At 71.9% G+C, this 25,674-nt stretch carries 24 protein-coding genes, 2 tRNA genes and 1 pseudogene; 22 read left to right on the top strand and 5 right to left on the bottom strand.

All coding sequences use genetic code 11. The features are described from left to right. Nucleotide 1 precedes the first annotated feature (1 nt). Complete coding sequence (locus R4Z62_RS05430; RefSeq protein ID WP_004002642.1) at nucleotides 2-415, bottom strand: SsgA family sporulation/cell division regulator; 414 nt, start codon at nucleotides 413-415, stop codon at nucleotides 2-4. 190 nt (nucleotides 416-605) lie between these two features. Here R4Z62_RS05430 and R4Z62_RS05425 point away from each other — a divergent pair, with 190 nt between their 5' ends. The 4 genes from R4Z62_RS05425 to R4Z62_RS05410 all read left to right on the top strand — a co-directional run bounded on the left by R4Z62_RS05425 (nucleotide 606) and on the right by R4Z62_RS05410 (nucleotide 2,154). Continuing rightward, nucleotides 606-1,106, top strand: a complete 501-nt coding sequence (locus R4Z62_RS05425) for a TIGR02611 family protein (RefSeq protein WP_491519243.1) — start codon at nucleotides 606-608, stop codon at nucleotides 1,104-1,106. A 113-nt stretch (nucleotides 1,107-1,219) separates the two neighbouring features. Further along, nucleotides 1,220-1,291: transfer RNA gene (locus R4Z62_RS05420), tRNA-Val, on the top strand. A 302-nt stretch (nucleotides 1,292-1,593) separates the two neighbouring features. Then, the gene (locus R4Z62_RS05415; RefSeq protein WP_064531708.1) at nucleotides 1,594-2,040 is read left to right on the top strand and encodes an SRPBCC family protein; all 447 of its coding nucleotides are present in this window, start codon (nucleotides 1,594-1,596) and stop codon (nucleotides 2,038-2,040) included. A 39-nt stretch (nucleotides 2,041-2,079) separates the two neighbouring features. Next, nucleotides 2,080-2,154 (top strand) — tRNA-Val (locus R4Z62_RS05410). Between the two features lie 122 nt (nucleotides 2,155-2,276). Here R4Z62_RS05410 and R4Z62_RS05405 read toward each other — a convergent pair. Both R4Z62_RS05405 and R4Z62_RS05400 read right to left on the bottom strand, forming a co-directional pair. After that, a pseudogene (locus R4Z62_RS05405) lies at nucleotides 2,277-2,627 on the bottom strand (ATP-binding protein); the annotation flags it as partial. A gap of 166 nt (nucleotides 2,628-2,793) precedes the next feature. Further along, nucleotides 2,794-3,522, bottom strand: coding sequence for a 3'-5' exonuclease (locus R4Z62_RS05400; protein WP_355478711.1), 729 nt, complete (start codon nucleotides 3,520-3,522; stop codon nucleotides 2,794-2,796). Nucleotides 3,523-3,801: 279 nt separating this feature from the next. On the opposite strand from R4Z62_RS05400, the gene R4Z62_RS05395 reads away from it, so the two are divergent. The 4 genes from R4Z62_RS05395 to R4Z62_RS05380 all read left to right on the top strand — a co-directional run bounded on the left by R4Z62_RS05395 (nucleotide 3,802) and on the right by R4Z62_RS05380 (nucleotide 8,305). Further along, entirely contained in the window at nucleotides 3,802-4,368 is a 567-nt protein-coding gene (locus tag R4Z62_RS05395) for a DUF4365 domain-containing protein (RefSeq protein ID WP_355478652.1), read from the top strand. Beyond that, nucleotides 4,365-5,603: a hypothetical protein gene (locus R4Z62_RS05390; RefSeq protein ID WP_355478654.1), complete on the top strand. Its 1,239-nt coding sequence runs from the start codon at nucleotides 4,365-4,367 to the stop codon at nucleotides 5,601-5,603. Before R4Z62_RS05395 ends, R4Z62_RS05390 begins: the two co-directional genes overlap by 4 nt. Before the next feature lie 99 nt (nucleotides 5,604-5,702). Continuing rightward, complete coding sequence (gene thrS / locus R4Z62_RS05385; protein WP_064531702.1) at nucleotides 5,703-7,679, top strand: threonine--tRNA ligase; 1,977 nt, start codon at nucleotides 5,703-5,705, stop codon at nucleotides 7,677-7,679. 80 nt (nucleotides 7,680-7,759) lie between these two features. Continuing rightward, nucleotides 7,760-8,305 carry an HIT family protein gene (locus R4Z62_RS05380; RefSeq protein WP_064531700.1) on the top strand — a complete coding sequence of 182 codons (546 nt, stop codon included), beginning with the start codon at nucleotides 7,760-7,762 and terminating at the stop codon, nucleotides 8,303-8,305. Between the two features lie 31 nt (nucleotides 8,306-8,336). Here the strand turns inward: R4Z62_RS05380 and R4Z62_RS05375 are convergent, their stop codons facing one another. Together R4Z62_RS05375 and R4Z62_RS05370 are read right to left on the bottom strand one after the other, a co-directional pair. Next, nucleotides 8,337-9,992 (bottom strand): AbeC-like domain-containing protein, encoded by a 1,656-nt coding sequence (locus tag R4Z62_RS05375; protein WP_064537260.1) that lies wholly within the window; start codon nucleotides 9,990-9,992, stop codon nucleotides 8,337-8,339. Nucleotides 9,993-10,187: 195 nt separating this feature from the next. After that, nucleotides 10,188-12,386 (bottom strand): elongation factor G-like protein EF-G2, encoded by a 2,199-nt coding sequence (locus R4Z62_RS05370; RefSeq protein WP_491519242.1) that lies wholly within the window; start codon nucleotides 12,384-12,386, stop codon nucleotides 10,188-10,190. 206 nt (nucleotides 12,387-12,592) lie between these two features. On the opposite strand from R4Z62_RS05370, the gene pgsA reads away from it, so the two are divergent. The 14 genes from pgsA to R4Z62_RS05300 all read left to right on the top strand — a co-directional run bounded on the left by pgsA (nucleotide 12,593) and on the right by R4Z62_RS05300 (nucleotide 25,626). Further along, on the top strand, nucleotides 12,593-13,324 hold the full coding sequence (gene pgsA, locus R4Z62_RS05365; RefSeq protein WP_064531696.1) for a phosphatidylinositol phosphate synthase: 732 nt from the start codon (nucleotides 12,593-12,595) through the stop codon (nucleotides 13,322-13,324). After that, nucleotides 13,321-14,265 (top strand): phosphatidylinositol mannoside acyltransferase, encoded by a 945-nt coding sequence (locus R4Z62_RS05360; protein WP_382851334.1) that lies wholly within the window; start codon nucleotides 13,321-13,323, stop codon nucleotides 14,263-14,265. The genes pgsA and R4Z62_RS05360 overlap by 4 nt, the downstream gene beginning before the upstream one ends. Continuing rightward, nucleotides 14,262-15,425 carry a glycosyltransferase family 4 protein gene (locus tag R4Z62_RS05355; RefSeq protein WP_382851332.1) on the top strand — a complete coding sequence of 388 codons (1,164 nt, stop codon included), beginning with the start codon at nucleotides 14,262-14,264 and terminating at the stop codon, nucleotides 15,423-15,425. The genes R4Z62_RS05360 and R4Z62_RS05355 overlap by 4 nt, the downstream gene beginning before the upstream one ends. A 458-nt stretch (nucleotides 15,426-15,883) precedes the next feature. After that, nucleotides 15,884-16,426 carry a LemA family protein gene (locus R4Z62_RS05350; protein WP_064531690.1) on the top strand — a complete coding sequence of 181 codons (543 nt, stop codon included), beginning with the start codon at nucleotides 15,884-15,886 and terminating at the stop codon, nucleotides 16,424-16,426. 146 nt (nucleotides 16,427-16,572) lie between these two features. Beyond that, on the top strand, nucleotides 16,573-17,487 hold the full coding sequence (gene pdxS / locus R4Z62_RS05345; RefSeq protein WP_018570236.1) for a pyridoxal 5'-phosphate synthase lyase subunit PdxS: 915 nt from the start codon (nucleotides 16,573-16,575) through the stop codon (nucleotides 17,485-17,487). An 8-nt stretch (nucleotides 17,488-17,495) separates the two neighbouring features. Then, nucleotides 17,496-18,107: a pyridoxal 5'-phosphate synthase glutaminase subunit PdxT gene (gene pdxT / locus R4Z62_RS05340; RefSeq protein ID WP_491519241.1), complete on the top strand. Its 612-nt coding sequence runs from the start codon at nucleotides 17,496-17,498 to the stop codon at nucleotides 18,105-18,107. A 79-nt stretch (nucleotides 18,108-18,186) separates the two neighbouring features. Further along, nucleotides 18,187-18,939, top strand: a complete 753-nt coding sequence (locus R4Z62_RS05335) for a YebC/PmpR family DNA-binding transcriptional regulator (RefSeq protein WP_064531685.1) — start codon at nucleotides 18,187-18,189, stop codon at nucleotides 18,937-18,939. A gap of 108 nt (nucleotides 18,940-19,047) precedes the next feature. Then, a complete protein-coding gene (ruvC, locus tag R4Z62_RS05330; protein WP_018570233.1) occupies nucleotides 19,048-19,605 on the top strand; it encodes a crossover junction endodeoxyribonuclease RuvC in 558 nt (185 codons plus the stop codon). Next, nucleotides 19,602-20,207: a Holliday junction branch migration protein RuvA gene (ruvA, locus tag R4Z62_RS05325; RefSeq protein ID WP_355478665.1), complete on the top strand. Its 606-nt coding sequence runs from the start codon at nucleotides 19,602-19,604 to the stop codon at nucleotides 20,205-20,207. The genes ruvC and ruvA overlap by 4 nt, the downstream gene beginning before the upstream one ends. A 57-nt stretch (nucleotides 20,208-20,264) precedes the next feature. Beyond that, entirely contained in the window at nucleotides 20,265-21,335 is a 1,071-nt protein-coding gene (ruvB, locus tag R4Z62_RS05320; protein ID WP_064531679.1) for a Holliday junction branch migration DNA helicase RuvB, read from the top strand. A gap of 163 nt (nucleotides 21,336-21,498) precedes the next feature. Continuing rightward, on the top strand, nucleotides 21,499-22,008 hold the full coding sequence (gene yajC, locus R4Z62_RS05315; protein ID WP_355478667.1) for a preprotein translocase subunit YajC: 510 nt from the start codon (nucleotides 21,499-21,501) through the stop codon (nucleotides 22,006-22,008). A 132-nt stretch (nucleotides 22,009-22,140) separates the two neighbouring features. Further along, nucleotides 22,141-23,964 carry a protein translocase subunit SecD gene (secD, locus tag R4Z62_RS05310; protein WP_355478669.1) on the top strand — a complete coding sequence of 608 codons (1,824 nt, stop codon included), beginning with the start codon at nucleotides 22,141-22,143 and terminating at the stop codon, nucleotides 23,962-23,964. A gap of 1 nt (nucleotide 23,965) precedes the next feature. After that, entirely contained in the window at nucleotides 23,966-25,090 is a 1,125-nt protein-coding gene (gene secF / locus R4Z62_RS05305; RefSeq protein WP_355478671.1) for a protein translocase subunit SecF, read from the top strand. Next, nucleotides 25,087-25,626 carry an adenine phosphoribosyltransferase gene (locus tag R4Z62_RS05300; protein WP_355478673.1) on the top strand — a complete coding sequence of 180 codons (540 nt, stop codon included), beginning with the start codon at nucleotides 25,087-25,089 and terminating at the stop codon, nucleotides 25,624-25,626. The genes secF and R4Z62_RS05300 overlap by 4 nt, the downstream gene beginning before the upstream one ends. The last annotated feature ends 48 nt before the right edge of the window (nucleotides 25,627-25,674 follow it).

The following is a 25,674-nucleotide window of genomic DNA, read 5'->3' as shown; positions in this document are numbered from 1 at the left end:
GCTAACTCTCCGCGAGGATGTGCGACAGCTCCTGATCGAGATCGAAGTGCCGGTGTTCCGTGCCCGGGGGCACGGCCGCGTCCGTCCGCTTCAGGAAGGACTCCAGGGCCCGCGCCGGGGCCTCGAGCAGTGCCTCGCCCTCCGGAGAGCTCAGGGCGATGCACACGACGCCCTGACCATGACTGCGCGACGGCCAGACTCGGACGTCGCCGGTGCCCGTGGGACGGTGAAGCCCCTCGGCGAGGAGGTCGCGGGCGAACACCCACTCGACGGTCTCCTCGGCTCCGGTGTGGAAGGTGGCGTGCACGGCGTAGGGGTCGGCCGTGTCGTACCGCAGGCCTGCGGGGACAGGCAGGGAGGACTCGCTCGACACAACGAGGCGCAGGTGCAGCTCGCAGCTGACCGTGGTGTTCATAAGCGCCAGGGCCTTTCGCTCAGTGTGCGCTCGGGGATTCGCACGTCGGCGAAATCGACATGCCACCTACGGTGCCGTTGTAAACCCCTCTGAGTGTTTTGCCTGGCTTTACGTAACTCTTCCGGCCGAGAACCCGTTCGGGCGGTACGGCCATTCCGGTGACCGGATTCTCTCCGGTAGGTTCGGACATATGAATACGGGGAGTGACGAGCCGGCCCAGGTTGCCGCGACGCCGGACGGAGCGACGATGGAGGGGAAGCCCGAAGTACCCCGCGACCCCCACGGCAGGGCCGGGGCGGACGGGGCGCCGGACCGCCGGGGCCTCGGGTCCCGCGCGCCCGAGTTCGTCCGGTCCCGGCGCGTGCTCCACGTCAGCTGGCAGGTCGGCGTCTTCGTCGTCGGCCTCGCGGTCGTCGTCACCGGCGTCATCCTGCTCCCGCTGCCCGGACCGGGCTGGGTGGTCATCTTCGGCGGCATGGCGATCTGGGCGACCGAGTTCGTCTGGGCCCAGCTCGTGCTGCGCTGGACCAAACGCAAGGTCACCGAGGCGGCCCAGCGGGCCCTCGACCCCAGGGTGCGCCGCCGCAACATCGCTTTGACCGTGGCCGGACTCGTGATCATCGCGGTGCTCGGCGGGATCTACCTGTGGAAGTTCGGCCTGGTCATGCCCTGGAGCATCAAGCACCAGTGAGCCGGACCGGCCGCCGGTGACCGGCCCGCGAGACCTCCCGGCCCCCTGCGGCCCCCTCCCGGACCCTGGTCCGGGGCACCGGCTGACATGCGGTAATGTTCTTCCTGCACCCGGGGCGATTAGCTCAGTGGAAGAGCGCTTCGTTCACACCGAAGAGGTCACTGGTTCGAACCCAGTATCGCCCACCCCGGTCCCACGGCCCGTCCCTGAACACAGGACGGGCCGTCGGTGTATGCGCACCGGTGGACGCCGATCCATGAAGGCGGACTTTCCCGTCCCGCTTTCACCGCCGCGTCCCACCACCGTGTCTCTTTCCACCGGGAGTTCCGCGAGCGGACTCGCGATGAAAATCTCCCGACGATTTCCAATACCCCGTCATATTCCTTCGGACGCAGGGCACAAGAGGCTTCGGCGCCCGTCCTCCGGACCCGGCCCGGCACCGGAAAAGCGGCCCGCGGGCAGCGGCGCACCGGGCAGACTGAGGACCATGGACTGGACCCACTACCGCTTCCTCAGCCGGTGGCCCGTGCCCGCCCCGCCCGCCGCCGTGTACGCGGCCCTGGAACGGGTCGAGGACTACCCGCGGTGGTGGCCGCAGGTGCGCGAGGTCCGCCGGACCGGCGCCACCGCAGGCGTCGTCCGGATCCGCTCCCTGCTGCCGTACGACATGACGTTCACCGCCCGCGAGGCGCGCCGCGACCCGGCCGCCGGGATCCTGGAGGTGGCGATGACCGGGGACATCGACGGCTGGGCGCGCTGGACCCTCACCGCCCACGGCACCGGCACCCTGGCCCGCTACGACCAGGTCGTCGACGTGCACAAGCCGCTGCTCAGACGCCTCGCGGTGCCCGGCCGCCCCGTCTTCCGGCTCAACCACCGGCTGATGATGAGCGCCGGACGGCGGGGGCTGGCCGCGCATCTGGCGACGGTTTGAACGAAGGCCCCCCGGACCTGTATGGTTCAGTGCGTTCCCGGGCGATTAGCTCAGTGGGAGAGCGCTTCGTTCACACCGAAGAGGTCACTGGTTCGAACCCAGTATCGCCCACCAGAAGAAGTTCATTGGAGCCCGGTACCTTCCAGGGGCCGCCCGCCAGGGCGGCCCCTGTTCGGTGTAGGTCGCTGTGCGCTCGCCGGCCGACGCGGGCGCGGCCGGCGTCCGCAGCGGTGGTGTCACACCAGTGAGATCGCGCACCACACGACTTCGCCGCCGGTGGGCAGCAGGCAGTGGTCCCACTCCTTGGAGATCTCGCCCACGATGAACAGCCCTCGGCCGCTCTCAGCGTCCTCGGACTTCGTCGTGTCGGGAACGGGCGGGCGGTTGCTGGGGTCGGCCACTTCCGCGACGAGCCCTGCTGCGTCGTGGCGAAGGGTCAGCGTGACGTGAGCGTCCGGTACATCGGGCGCGACATGCCGCACGGCGTTGGACACCAACTCGCAGACGGCCAGCTCGGTCGTGTCGATCCGCTCGTCGGCGACCTGCCAGGCGCTGAGGACATCGCGGACGTGCCGCCTGGCCCACGGCGTGGCTTCGGGAAACCCAGCCGGATTTCAACCGATGCGCCGTCGTCTGATCGGCCGAGTCCGTTCCTGGTGACGCTCCGGACCAAGGGCCGGCCCGCAGCAGCGGACCGGCCTTCTTCATGTCACCGCCCGCCGCCCCGCCCCGGCGCCGCGGACCCGTACCGCCTCAAGCCGCCGCCGGCAGCTCCGGGCGCAGTGGCCAGGCCGGATCCACGGTCTCCATGGTGCCGGTGCGCGCGAACCACGCCTGCAGGCCCCGCGCCTGCGCCGCGTGCCAGCCCGTCTGCAACGCGTGCAGCTCGGCGGGGGACAGCCGCTCCAGCCGGGCCGCGAACCGGCGGCCGAGCGCCCGGACCACCTCCAGCGCGGCCAGCGCGTCCGCCGCCGCGTCATGCGCCTCCGCCAGCGTCACCTCGTAGTGCGCGCACAGATCGGTGAGCGTGCGCCGCCCCTTGCGGTAGCGGTCCAGATGCTTGTCCAGCACCCGCGGATCCAGCACGCTCAGCGGCGACGACTCCAGCCAGCGGCCCAGCGAGGACGCCCGGTGCCGCCGCAACTCCCGGTCCAGCAGCGTCAGATCGAACGGCGCGTTCATCACCACGAGCGGGCGGCCCAGCGCGGCCTGTTCCGCCAGCTCCTCGGCTATCTCGTACATCACCGGCGCGGGCCAGCGCCCGTTGCGGTGCAGATGCTCCTCCGTCAGGCCGTGCACCGCCGTCGCCGCCTCGGGCACCGGCACCCCCGGATTCACCAGCCAGCGCACCGTCCTGGGCCGCGCGCCCGGCGCGTCCTGGACGACGACGGCGGCCGACACGATGCGGTCGGTCTCGACGTCGACGCCCGTGGTCTCCGTGTCGAAGGCGGCCAGCGGCCCCTCGTACCAGCAGCACGTCATGTCGACCACAACTCCTCGCTCACCCAAGGCGGCTGACGTGCCGTCCGCCACCCGAACCGGTGATACCCGGGCCGTTTGCGGCGTACGCCGGAAGGAGACAACAGCAGTACGGGTCTTTGCAGTTCACGGACCCGCTCCGCGGACCGGGGCACGCGCCCCCGGCGGCGGCCCCGGCACGCGCCCGGCCCGCCCGTCGCCGGCCTCCGTGTCACCCCCGTTCCACCCACACCCCGTTCGGTACGTCTCTCTCGATTCCCCTGGTGCGGAAGGCTGTCGGTCATGGTGACGGCGCAGCCCGAGCGGAGCGGGCTGCTGCCCGGCCGCGCGGGCACCCGACGCGGCACACTCGCCACCACCGCCTGCATGGAGACCTTGCAGGTGGGCTATCTGCACGCCGTCGCCGCCGCGGCCGGCTGCTCCCTGTCCCAGCCCTTCCCGGACAACGGCATCGACTGGCACGTCAGCCACAGCGCCCCCGGACACACCGTCGACGACGAGGTGACCGTCAAGGTGCAGCTCAAGTGCACCTACCAGCTCCCGCCCCACCCGCCGGGCCCGACCTTCGCCTTCACCCTGGACAACGCCCACCTGGCGAAGCTCGCCCGCACCCCGGTCTCGGTCCACAAGATCCTGGTCGTGATGATCGTGCCGCGCTCCCAGGACCAGTGGCTGCGGGCCGGACACGACCGGCTCGACCTGAGGCACTGCTGCTACTGGGTCAACCTCGCCGGCCATCCGATCACCGGCCGCCACCGCACCACCGTACGGATACCGACCTCGCGCATCTTCGACGACCGGGCCCTGTGCGAGATCATGACGCGGGTCGGGACCGGAGGCAGACCATGACGCACCGTCCCCCTGACCAGCCGCAGCGTCCCGCGCGCCCGCACCCCGCCACCGCGCCCCCGGCCGGCGTCCCGCACCCCGCCGACGTCGACCCCGCCGTGCTCGCCGCCCTGCTGCACCGGCACGGCTGGCAGCGGCGCGGCGGCGCCACGGGACGCTACGGCCGCTGGACACCGCCCGGCCCCGGCGGCGCCGCCACCAGCCTGCTGGTGCCCGTCAGCCGCGCCTTCCCCGACAGCGACGACCTGCTCGGCGAGGTGCTCGACGCCCTCGTCCGCGCCCGCACACCGTCCGCGTACGCCGTCCTGGCCGCCCTCGCCGTGCCAAGCGACGAGATCCACTGGTGGCGCGACGAACCGGGCGGCCCGGCCGGGACCGCCGCCTGGACCGCCGCGGAACGGCTGCGCGCCGCCGCCCGGCAGACCCTGCTCGCCGCCGCGCTCGCCACCCGCGCGCGCACCGGCTACCACGGCGCACGGCACCGCCGCCCGGCCGCCGCCTGCCTCGACCACGTCCTGGTCGGCTCCGGCAGCGGCGGCACCGGCCTGACCGCGCTCGTTCCCGTCGACCCCGCCCGGCCGCTCGCCGTCCGGCTCCACCGGGCCGTCCACGCCGTCCGCGAGGCCATTGACCACCGCCGGGCCACCGGAGCCCTGGACGCCTTCGACGGCGCGGTCCGGGCCGGCGCCAGCCGCGAGCTGACCGAGGCGCTGATCGCGCTGGTGCGCGGCAGCGAGAGCGCCCGGATCGCGGTCGACTGGGCACCCGCCGCGGGCGTACCCGAGCACTGCGGGACCGAGCCGGTCGAGTTCTCACCCGGCGACCTGCCCGTGCTGCGCGAAGCCGGCGCCCGCTATCTGCGCGCCGAGCCGTCCGTGCCCGTGCGGATCACCGGCGCGGTGGTCCGGCTGCGCAGACCCCGGCCCTACGGCGAGGGCACCGCGCGGCTGCGCGTCCTCGCGGGCGCCGAGGTGCCCTACGTCCGCGTCGTCCTCGCCGAGGAGGACTACCGCACCGCCGGGCACGCGCACCTGGCCGGCCTGCCGGTGCGGATGCGCGGCAGGCTGGAGAGCCGCGGCGGCTTCCGCCGGGTCACGGGCGCCTGCGAGGTCGTCCCCGTGCGGGTGGACGACGAGGAGCGGGACCGGCTGATGAAATGGCTGGGGGAGGGGCCCGTGGACCCGGATCTCTTCGGCGGACCGGAGGCCGCGGCGGGCGGCGCACCGCGGGGCTGACGACAACCGCTTCGCGGAGGGTGCCTTCGTCTCGGTACCATCCCAGTCATGCGCGCGCTCCCGGTATGGCGCCGCACCCCCTTCAGTCAGGAGAGACCGGTGTCAGACGTCCGTGTGATCATCCAACGCGATTCCGAGCGGGAAGAGCGCACGGTGACGACGGGCACCACGGCCGCCGACCTCTTCGCCGGCGAGCGCTCGATCGTCGCCGCGCGCGTGGGCGGCGAGCTGAAGGACCTGGCGTACGAGGTCGCGGACGGCGAGACCGTCGAGGGTGTGGAGATCACCTCCGAGGACGGTCTGAACATCCTGCGCCACTCCACCGCGCACGTCATGGCGCAGGCCGTGCAGGAGCTGTTCCCCGAGGCCAAGCTGGGCATCGGCCCGCCGGTCAAGGACGGCTTCTACTATGACTTCGACGTCGAGCGGCCCTTCCACCCCGATGACCTCAAGGCCATCGAGAAGAAGATGCAGGAGATCCAGAAGCGCGGGCAGCGGTTCGCCCGCCGGGTGGTCACCGACGCCGAGGCCCGCGAGGAGCTGGCCGGCGAGCCGTACAAGCTGGAGCTGATCGGCCTCAAGGGCTCCGCCTCCTCCGAGGACGGCGCGGACGTCGAGGTCGGCGCCGGCGAGCTGACGATCTACGACAACCTGGACGCCAAGACCGGCGAGCTGTGCTGGAAGGACCTCTGCCGCGGTCCCCACCTGCCCTCCACCCGGCTCATCCCGGCGTTCAAGCTGATGCGCAACGCCGCCGCCTACTGGCGTGGCAGCGAGAAGAACCCGATGCTCCAGCGCATCTACGGCACCGCCTGGCCGTCCAAGGACGAGTTGAAGCAGTACCTGGAGTTCCTCGCCGAGGCCGAGAAGCGCGACCACCGCAAGCTGGGCAACGAGCTGGACCTCTTCTCCATCCCCGAGCAGATCGGCTCCGGCCTCGCCGTCTTCCACCCCAGGGGCGGCATCGTCCGCCGGGTCATGGAGGACTACTCGCGCCGCCGCCACGAGGAGGAGGGCTACGAGTTCGTCTACACCCCGCACGCGACGAAGGGGAAGCTCTTCGAGACCTCGGGCCACCTGGACTGGTACGCCGACGGCATGTACCCGCCCATGCAGCTCGACGAGGGCGTGGACTACTACCTCAAGCCCATGAACTGCCCGATGCACAACCTGATCTTCGACGCGCGCGGCCGGTCCTACCGCGAACTGCCGCTGCGCCTCTTCGAGTTCGGGACGGTGTACCGGTACGAGAAGTCGGGCGTCGTGCACGGTCTGACCCGCGCCCGCGGCTTCACCCAGGACGACGCGCACATCTACTGCACCCGCGAGCAGATGGCCGACGAGCTCGACAAGACGCTCACCTTCGTGCTGAACCTGCTGCGCGACTACGGTCTGACCGACTTCTACCTGGAGCTGTCGACCAAGGACCCGGAGAAGTTCGTCGGCTCGGACGAGGCGTGGGAAGAGGCCACCGAGACCCTGCGCCAGGTCGCCGAGAAGCAGGGCCTTCCGCTGGTCCCGGACCCGGGCGGTGCCGCCTTCTACGGCCCGAAGATCTCCGTCCAGGCCAAGGACGCCATCGGCCGCACCTGGCAGATGTCGACCGTCCAGCTCGACTTCAACCTGCCCGAGCGCTTCGACCTGGAGTACACCGCCGCGGACGGCTCCAAGCAGCGCCCGGTCATGATCCACCGCGCGCTGTTCGGCTCCATCGAGCGGTTCTTCGCGGTGCTCCTGGAGCACTACGCGGGCGCCTTCCCGGCGTGGCTGGCCCCGGTCCAGGCGGTCGGCATCCCGATCGGCGACGCGCACGTCGACTATCTGCACACGTTCGCCGCCGAGGCCAGGAAGAAGGGCCTGCGGGTGGAGGTCGACTCCTCCTCGGACCGGATGCAGAAGAAGATCAGGAACGCGCAGAAGCAGAAGGTGCCGTTCATGGTCATCGCGGGCGACGAGGACATGGCGAACAACGCCGTCTCCTTCCGCTACCGCGACGGCTCGCAGGACAACGGCATCCCCTTCGACGAGGCCATCGCCAGGATCGCGAAGGTGGTCGAGGAGCGGACGCAGGTCTGACCCACGCGAGCAGGCCCCCGGGAGGCACGGCTTCCCGGGGGCCTGCTCCGTCCCCGGGCGGCACGCCATATGCTGCACGCATGACGAGTGAGCCGGAGCAGCAGATCGGAGTGGGGACGCAGGACGCGTTCCAGCGCCTGTGGACGCCCCACCGGATGGCCTACATCCAGGGCGAGAACAAGCCGACCGGTCCAGGCGCCAAGGACGGCTGCCCCTTCTGCGCGATCCCGGCCAAGTCCGACGAGGACGGTCTGATCGTCCGGCGCGGCGAGCAGGTGTACGCGGTGCTCAACCTCTACCCGTACAACGGCGGCCATCTGATGACGGTGCCCTACCGCCATGTCGCCGACTACACCGACCTCACCGCGGCGGAGACCGCCGAGCTGGGGGAGCTGACCAAGCAGGCGATGCGGGCCCTGCGCGCGGCCTCCGGAGCGCACGGGTTCAACATCGGCATGAACCAGGGCTCGGTGGCGGGCGCGGGCATCGCCGCCCATCTGCACCAGCACATCGTGCCCCGCTGGGGCGGCGACACCAACTTCATGCCGGTGGTCGGGCACACCCGGGTGCTGCCCCAACTGCTCGCCGACACCCGCAAGATGCTCGCGGAGGCCTGGCCCGCGTAGTCCCGGGCCCGGCCCCCGCCGCGCGCGGGTGCTACGCGTCGTACAGATCGGCCTTCCTGGGCGAGGCGTCCTGGACCATGCCGCTGAGCACCGAGGAGCGGTTGCCGAACTTCTCGACGTCCACGCCGTTGTCCCGCAGGACCTTCAGCGCCGCCGTGTGCACCACCCGCAGCACGGGCGTGGCGGCGCGCAGCGCGTCGTCGGCCATGAAGCGGTGGCGCCAGGGCTGGTCGGCCCAGGCGTGCCGCAGTCCGAACGGCTCGGGCAGGGCGAGGCTGCCGCCGAGCCAGTTGAGCAGCGGCGGGTACCAGGTCAGCGGGGCGCGGGCGGCGAGCCGTACCACCTCGTCGGTGTCGATCAGGGGCAGCTTGACCTTGCGGGTCTCCCAGAACCGGAAGGCCTTCTGCACCTCCTTCTCCTTGGCCGCGGGCTTGCCGTTGAAGAGCGGGTTGACCGGGCCGAGGGCGTGGCCGGTGACCTCGATGCGCAGCGTGTTGTGCAGCACGGTCACGGTGATCATCATGGTGATCACCAGATGGCCGTCCCAGAGCGTCCACTGGACGCCGAGGTAGTGCCGGTCGCCGCTGCCGAACTGCTGCTTGTTGCAGATGTCCTGCACGGCGTGGCTGCGGACGGTGTACGCGTCCACGTCGGTGCCGCCGGGCCGGGCGACCTCCTTGGCGTTCTCCCCGATGGGGGTGACGATCCAGTGGGTGATCGTCGGCTTGGTGAAGCCGCCGGTGTTGATGGAGGTGCGCTCCAGCATGCCGAGGCCGCCCTGGATGGCGTTGATCACGTCCCAGCTGCGGAACGGGTGGAACTCCTTGCCCGGTTCCGCCGAGACCAGGTCCTCGGCGAGCTGCCAGCTGCCCCAGCGGGTGCCCATGCCGAGTATGCCCTTGGGGCCGGCGTAGAAGACCGAGTTGGAGCGCTGTTCGGCACTGAGCCGGGCGAGTTCCTTGCGGATCTGCTCGGCCGCGTCCCCGGGGTTGCCGGGGACGGCCTCGGGGATCTTGGCGCCGACGCCGCCGCCCGAGAGCAGCCCGGACCAGCGTTCGCGCAGGTCGCGGGCGGTGCGCTCACAGATCCGCTTGGCCCAGAACCAGCCGGCGACCGGCATGACGACGGCCGCGCGCGCGTACCAGGCCCAGAAGCCGTGGAAAGGCATCTTGACCAGGAAGAGGACGGCGAGCGCGCCCATGGCGACCAGCAGGGTGGTGGCGAGCATCCCGGCCCGCTTGTCCTCGCGGCGGCTCATGGTGGTGCGCAGGACGAACACCAGCAGCCAGACCAGGAAGCCGGGCAGGAACAGCACCCCGCACAGCACCGTGACGGCCGAGAGCCAGTTGTCGCGCTCGCGGCGGATGCGCTGGGCGGCCAGGCAGTGCTCCACGACGACCTGGGGTTCGATGCCGAAGGACTGGATGAGCGGCTTGCGTCCGGCGCCGAGCATGCGGTCGATCACGGCGCGGGAGAACGCCTCGCCGAGCCGGGGGCGGAAGATCTTCGCCCAGGGGCGCGGCGGCTTGACCGTGGACTGGTGCCAGTCGTTGTCGGCTTCCTTGATCTTCTCCACTTCGTCGTCCCGGTAGGCGGCGGCGGCCAGCGCGAAGGTGGCCGCTGTCTGTCCCGCCGCGCCCGAGAGGGGAATCTGAGCCCCTGGACTGAAATCGAATCCGTCCGTCACCGCCGCCCCCACTGCCGCCGATTCTGCATCTGCGGCCTTCCCGACTTCCCTGCCTCGCACACCTGTTGATCAGGTCATCAGCGTATCGGCACCCGCCCTTCCGCACAGGTGGACGGCCGAAGCCGTCCACCTGTGCGGAGCGCGGTGTCCCGTACTGCCCCGCGCGACCGCTCCGTTGTGCGCCCGGCGCGTCGACTAGGAGGCTTCGCGCTCCTGTTGGCGCAGCCGGTCGGCGATCTGCTGCGGCATCGGTTCGTGCCGGGCGTAGCGGCGCTCGAAGCGGGCCGTGCCGTGCGACAGGGACCGCAGGTCGATCGCGTACCGGCCGATCTCGATCTCGGGCACCTCGGCCCGCACCAGGGTCCGGCCGCCGCTGATCTGCTCGGTGCCCAGCACCCGGCCGCGCCGCCCGGACAGGTCGCTCATCACGGCGCCCACGTAGTCGTCGCCGACCAGGACGCTCACCTCGGCCACCGGTTCGAGCAGATGGATCCGGGCCTCGGCCGCGGCCTCCCGCAGCGCCAGCGCGCCCGCGGTCTGGAAGGCGGCGTCGGAGGAGTCCACCGAGTGCGCCTTGCCGTCCAGCAGCGTGACGCGGACGTCGATCAGCGGATGACCGGCGGCCACCCCCTTCGCGGCCTGCGCCCGTACGCCCTTCTCGACGGAGGGGATGAACTGCCGCGGCACCGCGCCGCCGACGACCTTGTCGACGAACTCGATGCCCGAGCCGCCCGGCAGCGGCTCCACCTCGATCTCGCAGATGGCGTACTGGCCGTGGCCGCCGGACTGCTTGACGTGCCGGCCGCGGCCCGCCGACCGGTCGGCGAACGTCTCCCGCAGGGAGACCCGGTGCGGGACGACGTCGACCTGGACGCCGTAGCGGCTGCGCAGCCGTTCCAGGGCCACGTCGGCGTGCGCCTCGCCCAGGCACCACAGGACCACCTGGTGGGTGTCCTGGTTCTGCTCCAGGCGCATCGTGGGATCCTCGGCGACCAGCCTGGCCAGGCCCTGGGAGAGCTTGTCCTCGTCGGCCTTGCTGTGCGCCTGGATGGCGAGCGGCAGCAGCGGGTCGGGCATCTGCCAGGGGGCCATCAGCAGCGGGTCGTCCTTGGCGGAGAGGGTGTCGCCGGTCTCGGCGCGGTTCAGCTTGGCCACGGAGACCAGATCTCCGGCGACGGCGTGCGTCACCGGGCGCTGCTGCTTGCCGAACGGGGTGGACAGGGCGCCGATCCGCTCGTCGACGTCATGGTCCTCGTGGCCCCGGTCGGCGAGGCCGTGCCCGGAGACGTGCACGGTCTCGTCCGGACGCAGGGTGCCGGAGAAGACGCGTACCAGGGAGACCCGGCCCACGTACGGGTCGGAGGCCGTCTTGACGACCTCCGCGACCAGCGGTCCGTTCGGGGCGCACGGAGCCGGGCGGCGCGAGCGGCCGTCGGGCGTGGTCACCTCGGGCGCCGCGTGCTCCAGGGGCGTGGGGAAGCCGCGGACGATCAGGTCGAGGAGTTCCACCGTCCCGATGCCCTGGCGGGCGCCGTCGGCGGCGGGGGCGGCGGCCAGCACGGGGAAGAAGGCGCCGCGTGCGACGGCCCGTTCCAGGTCCTTGATCAGGGTCTCCACGTCGACCTGTTCGCCGCCGAGGTAGCGGTCCATGAGGGTCTCGTCCTCGCTCTCGGCGATGATCCCCTCGATGAGCCGGTCGCGGGCCTCGTCCATGCGCGGCAGTTCGTCCGTGCCGGGTTCGGACTCCTTGCGCTCCCCGCTCGCGTAGTCGAACAGCTTACGGGTCAGCAGGCCGACCAGGCCGGTGACCGGGGCGTGTCCGTCGGGGCCCTCGGGTCCGTGCAGCGGCAGATACAGGGGGAGGACGGCGTCGGGGTCGTCGGCGCCGAACGCCTCGGCGCACACCCGGGTCATCTCCCCGAAGTCGGCGCGGGCGGCCTCCAGATGGGTGATCACGATGGCGCGCGGCATGCCGACGGCGGCGCACTCCTCCCACACCATGCGGGTGGAGCCGTCCACGCCGTCGGAGGCCGAGACGACGAAGAGGGCCGCGTCGGCGGCCCGCAGACCGGCGCGCAGCTCCCCGACGAAGTCCGCGTAGCCGGGTGTGTCCAGCAGGTTGATCTTGATGCCGTCCCAGGCGACGGGCACCAGGGACAGCTGCACCGAGCGCTGCTGGCGGTGCTCGATCTCGTCGTAGTCGGAGACGCAGCCGCCGTCCTCCACACGGCCCGCCCTGTTCACCGCCCCCGCCGTCAGCGCGAGAGCCTCCACCAAGGTCGTCTTGCCCGATCCGGAGTGGCCGACCAGCACCACGTTCCGCACGGACGCGGGGTGGTCGGCCGCCATCGCCCTGCCGGCGGCTCCGGGATGTGTGTGCGCCTTGTCGCCCATGATCCTGCCCTCCCGTGCACGGTGAGGTCCTGTGGGCGCGGACACGCGGCACCGCGTCACCGGCGGCTCCTGCGACGCCCGCGGTCATTCGAGCTTTGCACTCCCGTCATGCCGCGTCCATACGAAGGACCCGATCCCGCCGCCCGCCCGTGCCCCGCAAGGGCCCGAGGGTGCCCGGACGCGGCGCACGCGCGCGCGTGACTACGATGGGCCAGCCGGTGGCCAGCAGGGGCCGCCCGGCGACAGCGACCCTCGGGAAGGCCATGCTGAACAAGTACGCGCGTGCATTCTTCACGCGTGTCCTCACACCGTTCGCCGCGTTTCTCATCCGCAGGGGTGTGAGCCCCGACACGGTCACGCTCCTCGGCACCGCCGGAGTGATGGCGGGCGCGCTGGTCTTCTACCCCCGGGGCGAGTTCTTCTGGGGCACGGTGGTGATCACGCTCTTCGTGTTCTCCGACCTGGTCGACGGCAACATGGCGCGCCAGCTGGGCCGTTCCAGCCGCTGGGGCGCGTTCCTGGACTCCACCCTGGACCGGGTGGCCGACGGCGCCATCTTCGGCGGGTTCGCCCTCTGGTACGCCGGGCAGGGCCACGACAACACCCTGTGCGCGGTGTCGATCTTCTGCCTGGCCAGCGGCCAGGTGGTGTCGTACACCAAGGCGCGCGGTGAGGCGATCGGCCTGCCCGTCGCCGTGAACGGCCTGGTCGAGCGGGCCGAGCGGCTGGTGATCTCCCTGGTCGCGGCCGGATTCGCGGGCCTGCACAAGTTCGGGGTGCCCGGCATCCAGTACCTGCTGCCGGTCGCCCTGTGGATCGTCGCCGCCGGCAGCCTGGTCACGCTCGTCCAGCGCGTGGTCACCGTGCGCCGCGAGTCGGCCGAGGCGGACGCCGAGGCCGCCCGGCAGGAGAACCAGGGGAGCGGGGCGTCGGCGTGAGCGCCCGGGAGCGCCTCACCGACGCGCTGTACGGCCTGGGCTGGAGCACCGTCAAGAAGCTGCCCGAACCGGTGGCCGTCCGGCTCGGCCGCACCCTCGCCGACCTCGTCTGGAAGCGGCGCGGCAAGGGCGTCCTGCGGCTGGAGGGCAACTACGCGCGCGTGGTGCCCGGCGCGAGTCCCGAGCGGCTGGCGGAGCTGTCCCGCGCGGGCATGCGCTCCTATCTGCGCTACTGGATGGAGTCCTTCCGGCTGCCCGCCTGGAGCGCCGAGCGGGTCCGGGGCGGCTTCGCCCCCGACGACGTGCACCACCTGACCGACGGCCTCGCCTCCGGCAGGGGCGTCGTCCTCGCCCTGCCGCACCTGGCCAACTGGGACCTGGCGGGCGCCTGGGTCACCACCGCGCTGGAGACGCCGTTCACCACGGTCGCCGAACGCCTCAAGCCCGAGACGCTCTACGACCGGTTCGTCGCCTACCGCGAGGGCCTGGGCATGGAGGTGCTGCCGCACAGCGGCGGCTCGGCCTTCGGCACCCTGGCCCGGCGGCTGCGCGACGGCGGCCTGGTCTGCCTGGTCGCCGACCGCGACCTGTCCTCCTCCGGCGTCGAGGTCGAGTTCTTCGGCGAGACGGCCCGGATGCCGGCCGGGCCCGCGCTGCTCGCCCAGCAGACCGGCGCCCTGCTGCTGCCCGTCACCCTCTGGTACGACGGCTCGCCCGTCATGCGGGGCCGGGTCCATCCCCCGATCGAGGTACCGGCGACAGGTACGCGGCCCGAGAAGACGTCTGTCATGACACAGGCGCTGGCCGACGCCTTCGCCTCGGGTATCGCCGACCATCCGGAGGACTGGCACATGCTCCAGCGCTTGTGGCTCGCGGACCTCGAACCCCGCCCCGAGCGGGCCGGTCGGGCCGGACAGGAAGCGGAGGGGGACGCGGCGTGAGGATCGGCATCGTCTGCCCGTACTCCTGGGACGTCCCCGGCGGCGTGCAGTTCCACATCCGCGACCTCGCCGAGTACTTCATCCGCCTGGGGCACGAGGTGTCCGTCCTCGCGCCCGCCGACGACGACACCCCGCTGCCGCCCTACGTCGTCTCGGCCGGCCGCGCGGTCCCGGTGCCGTACAACGGGTCGGTGGCCCGCCTCAACTTCGGCTTCCTCTCGGCCGCCCGGGTACGGCGCTGGCTGCACGAGGGCCGCTTCGACGTGATCCACATCCACGAGCCGACCTCGCCGTCGCTCGGCCTGCTCACCTGCTGGGCGGCGCAGGGCCCGATCGTGGCCACCTTCCACACCTCCAACCCGCGCTCCCGGGCGATGGTCGCCGCGTACGCCATCCTCCAGGCGGCCCTGGAGAAGATCAGCGCGCGCATCGCGGTGAGCGAGTACGCCCGGCGCACCCTGGTCGAGCATCTGGGCGGGGACGCCGTGGTCATCCCGAACGGCGTCGATGTCGACTTCTTCGCCCGCGCCGAGCCCCGGCCCGAGTGGCAGGGCGGCACGATCGGCTTCATGGGCCGCATCGACGAGCCCCGCAAGGGGCTGCCCGTGCTGATGCGGGCCCTGCCGAAGATCCTCGCCGCGCACCCGCAGGCCCGGCTGCTGGTCGCGGGCCGCGGCGACGAGGAGGAGGCCGTGGCGAGCCTGCCGCGGGAGCTGCGCGCGCGGGTGGAGTTCCTCGGCATGGTCAGCGACGAGGACAAGGCGCGCTTCCTGCGCAGCGTCGACCTCTATGTGGCGCCCAACACCGGCGGCGAGAGCTTCGGCATCATCCTCGTCGAGGCGATGTCCGCGGGCGCTCCCGTGCTCGCCTCCGACCTCGACGCCTTCGCCCAGGTCCTCGACCAGGGCAAGGCCGGTGAGCTGTTCGCCAACGAGGACGCGGACGCCCTGGCCGACGCCGCCGTACGCCTCCTCGCCGACCCGGCCCGCCGCACCGGACTCCGCGAGCGCGGCAGCGCCCACGTCCGCCGCTTCGACTGGTCCACCGTCGGCGCGGACATCCTCTCCGTCTACGAGACGGTCACCGCCGGCGCGGCGGCGGTCGCCACGGACGACCGCGCCACGGGGCTGCGGGCACGGCTGGGGCTGGTCCGCGACTGAGCGGGTGGGGCTGCGGGGTGCGGCGGGCGTGCGGGCGGTTCGATGCGGGCGGTTCCGGGCGCGTGCGGTTCGCAGGCCGTGTGGTTCGAGGGCCGTGTGGTCTGACGGGCGTGCGGCCAGAGTCGCGCACGCCCCTCCGCCCACCCCGCCCCGGTGCCGTCTCGGCCTGCGAGCCCGAGGGACGGATCGGCGCCCCTGCTGTCGCCCCAGGGATGGATCGGCGCCCCCGCTGCCGCGCGTCCGCGCCCTCTTCCGGACAGCCGCAGACCTCGCCCCGCCCCAGGCGCCGTGTCACTCCCCGCCCCCAAGGGGCGGATCGGCGCCCCTGCTGCCGCGCGCCCGCGCCCCCGCTGCCCGCCCCGGGGACCGGCACCCACTGGCCCCGAGCCGCTCGGCACACCCCCGTCCGCCCCGACCGGCCGCAGGCCCCCCTCCCCGCACCGGTAGCCTTGCCGCCCGTGATCGCAACGCTCATCTGGATCCTTGTCGCGCTCGTGGCCGTCGGCCTCTATCTGAGCTGGACGGCGGGCCGGCTGGACCGGCTGCACGCCCGGATCGACGCGGCGCGGGCCGCGCTGGACGCGCAGCTGCTGCGCCGTGCCTCGGTGGCGCAGGAACTGGCCACCTCCGGGGTGCTGGACCCGGCCGCCTCGATCGTGCTGTACGAGGCCGCGCACGCGGCCCGGCAGTCCGAGGAGGAGCAGCGGGAGGTCGCCGAGAGCGAGCTGAGCCAGGCGCTGCGGGCGGTGTTCGGCGAGGCGCAGCAGGTGGAGGCGGTCCGCGCGGTGCCCGGCGGCGAGGAGGCGGCGCGCGAGCTGGCCGAGGCGGTGCGCCGGGTGCCCATGGCCCGCCGCTTCCACAACGACGCCGTGGGCGCGGCCCGCAGACTGCGCGAGCACCGCAAGGTCCGCTGGTTCCGGCTGGCCGGGCACGCCCCCTTCCCGCTGGCCTTCGAGATGGACGACGAGCCCCCGGCGGCGCTGGTGGAGCGCGCGGCCTAGCGATCCGCGCCGCCCGGCACCTGCCGTACAGGGGCCGTCCGGGCAAAAGGATCCACCCGCTTGTCATTGGCCCTTGCCGTGGACTGGTCCACTCGCGTTTCCTCTGGGTGCATCAACCCCCTCTTTCCACCCGAGTGAGGTCACCCGTGTCCACCACGCTTCCCGATTCCGCCCAGACTCCCGAGACCGGTACCGCGCGCGTCAAGCGCGGCATGGCCGAGCAGCTCAAGGGCGGCGTGATCATGGACGTCGTCACGCCGGAGCAGGCGAAGATCGCCGAGGACGCGGGCGCCGTCGCCGTCATGGCACTTGAGCGGGTCCCGGCCGACATCCGCAAGGACGGCGGCGTGGCCCGTATGTCCGACCCGGACATGATCGAGGGCATCATCGAGGCCGTCTCCATCCCGGTCATGGCCAAGTCCCGCATCGGCCACTTCGTCGAGGCCCAGGTCCTCCAGTCGCTCGGCGTCGACTACATCGACGAGTCCGAGGTCCTCACCCCGGCCGACGAGGTCAACCACTCCGACAAGTGGGCCTTCACCACCCCCTTCGTCTGCGGTGCCACCAACCTGGGCGAGGCCCTGCGCCGCATCGCCGAGGGCGCGGCCATGATCCGCTCCAAGGGCGAGGCCGGCACCGGCAACGTCGTCGAGGCCGTCCGCCACCTGCGCCAGATCAAGAACGAGATCGCCCGGCTGCGCGGCTTCGACAACAACGAGCTGTACGCCGCCGCCAAGGACCTGCGCGCCCCCTACGAGCTGGTCAAGGAGGTCGCCGAGCTGGGCAAGCTGCCGGTGGTCCTCTTCTCCGCCGGCGGCGTGGCCACCCCGGCCGACGCCGCCCTGATGCGGCAGCTCGGCGCCGAGGGCGTCTTCGTCGGCTCCGGCATCTTCAAGTCCGGTGACCCGGCCAAGCGCGCCGCCGCCATCGTCAAGGCGACCACCTTCTACGACGACCCGAAGATCATCGCGGACGCGTCCCGCAACCTCGGCGAGGCCATGGTCGGCATCAACTGCGACACCCTCCCCGAGACCGAGCGCTACGCCAACCGCGGCTGGTAGTCCACTCCATGAGCAGCGAAGCACCTGTCATCGGCGTCCTGGCCCTCCAGGGCGACGTACGGGAGCACCTCACCGCCCTGGCCGCGGCCGACGCCGTGGCCAGGCCGGTCAGGCGCCCCGAGGAACTCGCCGAGGTGGACGGCCTGGTCCTGCCCGGCGGCGAGTCCACCACCATCTCCAAGCTCGCCGTCCTCTTCGGCGTGATGGACCCCCTCCGCGCGCGCGTGCGTGACGGCATGCCCGTCTACGGCACCTGCGCCGGGATGATCCTGCTGGCCGACAAGATCCTCGACCCGCGCTCGGGCCAGGAGACCGTCGGCGGCATCGACATGATCGTGCGCCGCAACGCCTTCGGGCGGCAGAACGAGTCCTTCGAGGCGGCCGTGGACGTCCGGGGCGTCGAGGGCGATCCCGTGGAGGGCGTCTTCATCCGCGCGCCCTGGGTCGAGTCCGTGGGTGCCGGGGCCGAGGTGCTCGCCGAGCACGGCGGCCACATCGTGGCGGTGCGCCAGGGCAACGCGCTGGCCACGTCGTTCCACCCGGAGCTGACCGGCGACCACCGTGTGCACGCCCTGTTCGTCGACCTGGTGCGCGCGATACGGGCGGCGGAGTCCTTGTAGGATCTCCAGGGGTACCTCCCGGCTGCTTCAGGCCCGGGGGCGTTCGTACAGGATGGGTTTACGCGAAGGAGACAGGCAGATGTCCGGCCACTCTAAATGGGCCACGACGAAGCACAAGAAGGCCGTCATCGATGCCAAGCGCGGCAAGCTCTTCGCGAAGCTGATCAAGAACATCGAGGTCGCGGCGCGGATGGGCGGCGTCGACCTGGACGGCAACCCGACGCTCTACGACGCCGTGCAGAAGGCCAAGAAGCAGTCGGTCCCGAACAAGAACATCGACTCCGCCATCAAGCGCGGCGGCGGTCTCGAGGCCGGCGGCGCCGACTACGAGACGATCATGTACGAGGGCTACGGGCCGAACGGCGTCGCGGTGCTCATCGAGTGCCTCACCGACAACCGCAACCGCGCCGCCTCCGACGTCCGCGTCGCCATGACCCGCAACGGCGGCTCCATGGCCGACCCCGGCTCGGTGTCGTACCTGTTCAACCGCAAGGGGGTCGTGATCGTCCCCAAGGGCGAGCTGTCCGAGGACGACGTCCTGGGCGCCGTCCTGGACGCGGGCGCCGAGGAGGTCAACGACCTCGGTGACACCTTCGAGGTCCTCAGCGAGGCCACCGACCTGGTCGCGGTCCGCACCGCCCTTCAGGAGGCCGGCATCGACTACGACTCGGCCGACGCCAACTTCGTCCCGACCATGCAGGTCGAGCTGGACGAGGACGGTGCCCGGAAGATCTTCAAGCTGATCGACGCGCTGGAGGACAGCGACGACGTGCAGAACGTCTTCGCCAACTTCGACGTCAGCGACGAGGTCATGGAGAAGGTCGACGCCTGACGCACGTACGGCGCCACCGGCGGGCCGAGGGACACGTCCCTGGGCCCGCCGCCGTTGTCAGTGGCACCCGATAGCCTGCGCGGACAGGAGATCGAAGGGAAAGATCGCGTGCGCGTACTGGGGGTGGACCCGGGGCTGACCCGCTGCGGGGTCGGTGTCGTGGAGGGGGTCGCGGGCCGGCCGCTGACCATGATCGGTGTGGGCGTGGTGCGGACCCCCGCGGACGCCGACCTCGGACACCGCCTGGTCGCCGTCGAACAGGGCATCGAGCAGTGGCTCGACGAGCACCGCCCCGAGTTCGTGGCAGTGGAGCGCGTCTTCAGCCAGCACAATGTGCGCACGGTGATGGGCACCGCCCAGGCCAGCGCCGTCGCCATCCTGTGCGCCTCCCGCCGCGGCATCCCCGTCGCCCTGCACACCCCCAGCGAGGTCAAGGCCGCCGTCACCGGCAGCGGACGCGCGGACAAGGCCCAGGTGGGCGCCATGGTCACCCGTCTTCTACGGCTCGCCGCGCCGCCCAGGCCCGCCGACGCCGCCGACGCCCTCGCCCTCGCCATCTGCCACATCTGGCGCGCCCCCGCGCAGAACCGGCTCCAGCAGGCCGTGGCCCTGCACACCGCCGCCGCCACCAGGACGGCCCCGCACACGAAAGGCCGTACGGCATGATCGCCTTCGTCAGCGGCACCGTCGCCGCACTCGCCCCCGACACCGCGGTGATCGAGGTCGGCGGCGTCGGCATGGCCGTCCACTGCACCCCGGGCACCCTGTCCGCCCTGCGGATCGGCCGCCCCGCCAAGCTGCACACCTCCCTCGTCGTCAGGGAGGACTCCCTGACCCTGTACGGCTTCGCCGACGACGACGAGCGCCAGGTCTTCGTGCTCCTCCAGACCGCCAGCGGCGTCGGCCCGCGCCTGGCCCAGGCCATGCTCGCCGTGCACAGCCCCGACGCGCTGCGCCGCGCGGTCGCCACCGGCGACGAGAAGGCCCTCACCGCCGTCCCCGGCATCGGCAAGAAGGGCGCCCAGAAGCTCCTCCTGGAGCTGAAGGACCGCCTCGGCGCGCCGGTCGGCGCCCCCGCGGTCGGCGCCCCCGTGACCCAGGGCTGGCGCGACCAGCTGCACGCCGCCCTGATCGGACTCGGCTACGCCACCCGCGAGGCCGACGAGGCCGTCACCGCCGTCGCCCCGCAGGCCGAGGCCGCCGACGGCACACCTCAGGTGGGGCAGCTGCTGAAGGCGGCCCTCCAGACCCTCAACCGAGCCCGCTGACGCACCCGAGCCCGCTGACGCCACCGGCGCCCCGCGCCCCGCTAGGAGACATCCGCAGTGAACTGGGACGACACGCCCGACACCACCGCCGCCGAGCGACTGGTGGGCTCTGTCGCCGACCGCGAGGACCAGGCCGTCGAGGCCGCCCTGCGGCCCAAGGACCTCGGCGAGTTCATCGGCCAGGAGAAGGTCCGCGAACAGCTCGACCTGGTGCTGCGCGCCGCCCGCGCGCGCGGTGCCACCGCCGACCACGTGCTGCTCTCCGGCGCCCCCGGCCTCGGCAAGACCACCCTCTCCATGATCATCGCGGCCGAGATGGGCGCCCCCATCCGCATCACCTCCGGCCCCGCCATCCAGCACGCGGGCGACCTCGCCGCCATCCTGTCCTCGCTCCAGGAGGGCGAGGTGCTCTTCCTCGACGAGATCCACCGCATGTCCCGGCCCGCCGAGGAGATGCTGTACATGGCGATGGAGGACTTCCGCGTCGACGTGATCGTCGGCAAGGGCCCCGGCGCCACCGCCATCCCGCTCGAACTGCCCCCCTTCACCCTGGTAGGCGCCACCACCCGGGCCGGACTGCTGCCGCCCCCGCTGCGCGACCGCTTCGGCTTCACCGCCCACATGGAGTTCTACGAGCCCGCCGAGCTGGAGCGCGTCGTGCACCGTTCGGCGCAACTGCTCGACGTGGAGATCGAGGCCGACGGCGCCGCCGAGATCGCCGGCCGCTCCCGCGGCACCCCCCGCATCGCCAACCGCCTGCTGCGCCGGGTGCGGGACTACGCGCAGGTCAAGGCGGACGGGATGATCACGCGTGACATCGCCGCCGCGGCCCTCGCCGTCTACGAGGTCGACGCCCGCGGCCTCGACCGCCTGGACCGGGCCGTGCTGACGGCACTGCTCAAGCTGTTCGGCGGCGGCCCGGTGGGCCTGTCGACGCTGGCGGTGGCGGTGGGGGAGGAGCGTGAGACCGTGGAAGAGGTCGCCGAACCGTTCCTCGTCCGCGAGGGCCTGCTCGCCCGCACCCCGCGCGGCCGGGTCGCCACTCCGGCCGCCTGGGCGCACCTCGGCCTCACCCCGCCCGGCTCGCCCGGGGCGGGAAACGGACAACAGGACCTGTTCGGGGCGTGACGGCGATCCATTGGCCCGGGGAGGAACCCAGGTGCCATGCTGAGCGTTGTTCCTTGCACGCGGACTCCCTTAGACTCCGCCGATGCCGCCCTTGTCGACGGCAAGCACACCCCCAACCATCAGGCCGCTTTCCACCGCGGTCGTGTGAAGGAAGTTCCGACCCGTGAGTCTCGTGACCCTCCTCCCGTTCATCGTGCTCATCGGGGCCATGTTCCTGATGACCCGGTCGGCCAAGCGCAAGCAGCAGCAGGCCGCCACCATGCGGAACCAGATGCAGCCCGGTAGCGGAATCCGCACCATCGGGGGCATGTACGCGACGGTCAAGGAGGTCAACGACGACACGGTCCTCCTCGACGCCGGGCCGGGCGTGGAGCTTCTCTTCGCCAAGAACGCCATCGCGACCGTCCTGTCCGACGACGAGTACAACCGCATCGTCCACGGCGTCGAGCACGACCTGAAGTCCGACACCGACATCGTTCCCGACGACGCCTCCTCCCTCACCGAGACCGACGAGCCCGCCGCCGACGCTTCCGCCGCCTCCGACGACAAGCCCATCGACCTCGGCAAGAAGGACGCGGCCGAGCCGAAGGGGGAGGAATCCGCCGACGCCGCCGCCGAGGCGAAGGCGGACGAAGAGCCGAAGAAGACCGACGGCGACTCCGGGGCGAAGTAGTCACCACCCAGGGCGCGCGGCACCGCCCGCGCGCCCTGGGACGTGTTCACTTCGCGCGGGATCCCGACACCATGTCATGGCCGCACACCAAGCCCACCCGGCGCGGAGCGGCCCGAGAGGGAGTACGAGAAGGTGGCAGCACCTAAGAAGGGCCGGAGCGCGAGCGCCCAGAGCAAGCCATGGCGCTCGCTGGCCCTCATCCTGATCGCCATCGTGGCGCTCACCGGTGGCATGTTCGCCTCCGGGCACACCACCCCGCGCCTCGGCATCGACCTGGCCGGCGGCACCAGCATCACCCTGAGGGCGGTTCCCGAACGCGGTCAGGAATCCGCGATCAACAAGGCCAACATGGATACCGCGGTCGACATCATGAACCGCCGTGTCAATGGTCTGGGTGTCTCGGAGGCCGAGGTTCAGACCCAGGGCCGTGACAACATCATCGTCAACATCCCCAAGGGTACGAACTCCAAGGAGGCCCGGGAGCAGGTCGGCACCACCGCCAAGCTGTACTTCCGCCCGGTGCTGGCCACCGAGGTCTCCGCCGGCCAGCCCCCGGCCAGCCCGGCGCCGTCCTCCAGCGCCTCCGGCAAGCCCGGCGACAAGGCCACGGACAAGCCGGGCGACAAGGCCACCGACAAGACCGGCGACAAGGACAAGGCGACCTCCGGCTCCTCCAGCCCCTCGTCGACCGCGACGCACCAGGGCCGCGCCGTCACCGACGGCCTGAAGGCCGACGCCTCCCCCTCGACGGGCAGCACCGGCTCCGCCAAGCCGGACTCCTCGCAGAGCCCCAAGGCCCCCGCCTCCCCGACGGCCGGCGGCGCCACCTCCGGTGACGACAGCAAGCTCCAGGCCGAGTACGCCGCCCTGGACTGCTCCAAGGAGTCCGTCCGCGCCACGGCCGGCAAGGGCGTCAAGCCCACCGTGTCGACCGTCGCCTGCGGCCAGGACTCGCAGGGCCAGTGGGCGAAGTACCTCCTCGGCCCGGCCGGCGTGGACGGCACCGACGTCAAGAAGGCCCAGGCCGTCTTCAACACGCAGAACGGCTCCGGCTGGACCGTCACCATGGAGTTCACCTCCAAGGGCGCCAAGAAGTTCGCGGACATCACCGGCAAGCTGGCGCAGAACCAGACGCCGCAGAACCAGTTCGCGATCGTCCTGGACGGCAACGTCGTCTCCGACCCGTACGTCCGCGAGGCGCTGACCGGCGGCAACGCCGAGATCACCGGCCGCTTCACGCAGTCCGAGGCGCAGGGCCTGTCGAACATGCTGTCCTACGGCGCGCTGCCGCTGACCTTCAAGGAGGACAGCGTCACCACCGTCACCGCCGCGCTCGGCGGCGACCAGCTGCACGCCGGCCTCGTCGCGGGCGCCATCGGCCTCGCCCTGGTCGTCGTCTACCTGCTGATCTTCTACCGCGGCCTGTCGGTCATCGCCATCCCCTCGCTGCTGGTCTCGGCGATCCTCACCTACGTGATCATGGCGCTGCTCGGACCGGGCATCGGCTTCGCGCTGAACCTGCCGGCCGTCTGCGGTGCCATCGTCGCCATCGGCATCACGGCGGACTCGTTCATCGTGTTCTTCGAACGCATCCGGGACGAGATCCGCGAGGGCCGTACGCTGCGGCCCGCCGTGGAGCGCGCCTGGCCGCGCGCCCGCCGCACCATCCTCGTCTCCGACTTCGTGTCCTTCCTCGCCGCCGCGGTGCTCTTCATCGTCACCGTCGGCAAGGTGCAGGGCTTCGCGTTCACCCTCGGTCTCACGACCGTGCTGGACGTCGTCGTCGTGTTCCTGTTCACCAAGCCGCTGATGACGATCCTGGCGCGCCGGAAGTTCTTCGCCGACGGCCACCGGTGGTCCGGTCTCGACCCCAAGGCCCTGGGCGCCAAGGCGCCGCTGCGACGCACCCGCCGCCCCTCCCGTCCCGCCGGCCCCGTCGACCCGAAGGAGGCGTGAGATGTCCAAGCCCGGCAGCCTCGGCGCCCGACTCCACCGCGGCGAGGTCGGCTACGACTTCGTCAAGAACCGCAAGCTCTGGTACGGCATCTCCATCCTGATCACCATCACGGCCATCCTCGGCCTGGCGGTGCGCGGCCTGAACATGGGCATCGAGTTCCAGGGCGGAGCGGTCTTCACCACCCCCAAGCACATGACCGCCTCGGTCAGCCAGGCCGAGACGTTCGCGGAGGACGCCTCCGGGCACGACGCGATCGTGCAGAAGCTCGGTGACGGCAGCCTGCGCATCCAGATCGCCGGCATCGAGACCGGCAAGTCCGACGAGATCAAGGACGCGCTGGCCAAGGACCTGAAGGTCAGCGGCGAGCAGATCAACGCCGACCTGGTCGGTCCCAGCTGGGGCGAGCAGATCGCCAACAAGGCATGGCAGGGCCTGGCGATCTTCATGGTCCTGGTCGTGATCTACCTGGCGATCGCCTTCGAGTGGCGCATGGCCGTCGCCGCCCTGGTCGCCCTGATCCACGACATCACGATCACCACCGGTATCTACGCCCTCGTCGGCTTCGAGGTCACCCCCGGCACGGTGATCGGTCTGCTCACCATCCTCGGCTACTCGCTCTACGACACGGTCGTCGTCTTCGACAGCCTCAAGGAGCAGACGAAGGACATCACCAAGCAGACCCGCTGGACCTACAGCGACCTCGCCAACCGCTCCATCAACGGCACCCTGATGCGCTCCATCAACACCACCGTGGTGGCGCTGCTGCCGGTGGCGGGCCTGCTGTTCATCGGCGGCGGCGCGCTCGGCGCGGGCATGCTCAACGACATCTCGCTGTCGCTGTTCGTCGGTCTGGCCGCCGGCGCGTACTCCTCGATCTTCATCGCCACGCCGCTCGTCGCCGACCTCAAGGAGCACGAGCCGCAGATGAAGGCCCTCAGGAAGCGCGTCCTGGCCAAGCGCGCCCAGGCCGCCGCCGAGGGCACCCCGGTGACGGCCGAGGGCACCGCGGACGACGGGTCCTACGACGACGAGGCCGAGGACGCGGCCCCCGCCGTGGTCGGCCCGCGCAACCAGCCCGCCGCCCGCAGCCGGGGCCGGGGCCGACCCTCCGGGAAGCGCCGATGACCGACATCCGGGAACTGCTGCTCAGCCGGATCCGCGATGTCACGGACTACCCGGAGCCGGGGGTGGTGTTCAAGGACATCACCCCGCTGCTCGCCGACCCGGCGGCCTTCTCCGCGCTCACCGAGGCACTGGCGGAGATCGCCACCCGCCAGGGCGCGACCAAGGTCGTCGGCCTGGAGGCGCGCGGCTTCATCCTGGGCGCCCCGGTCGCCCTGCGGGCGGGCCTCGGCTTCATCCCGGTGCGCAAGGCGGGCAAGCTCCCCGGAGCCACCCTCCGCCAGGCCTACGAGCTGGAGTACGGCTCGGCCGAGATCGAGGTGCACGCCGAGGACCTGACCGCCGCCGACCGCGTCCTGGTCGTCGACGACGTCCTCGCCACCGGCGGCACCGCCGAGGCGTCGCTCCAGCTCATCCGCCGCGCGGGCGCCGATGTCGCCGGTGTCGCGGTCCTGATGGAGCTGGGCTTCCTCCAGGGCCGCGCCCGCCTGGGCACCGCCCTGGACGGCGCCCCGCTGGAGGCACTGCTCCAGGTCTGAGCACGGCGCACGCACACCCGCGTGACGCCATTACGGCAGCGACGGGAC

The organism is Streptomyces sp. PL-25 (genome assembly GCF_058344915.1).
Note: the sequence above shows the minus strand (reverse complement) of the source record. Positions and strands in the feature narration are given on the sequence as shown.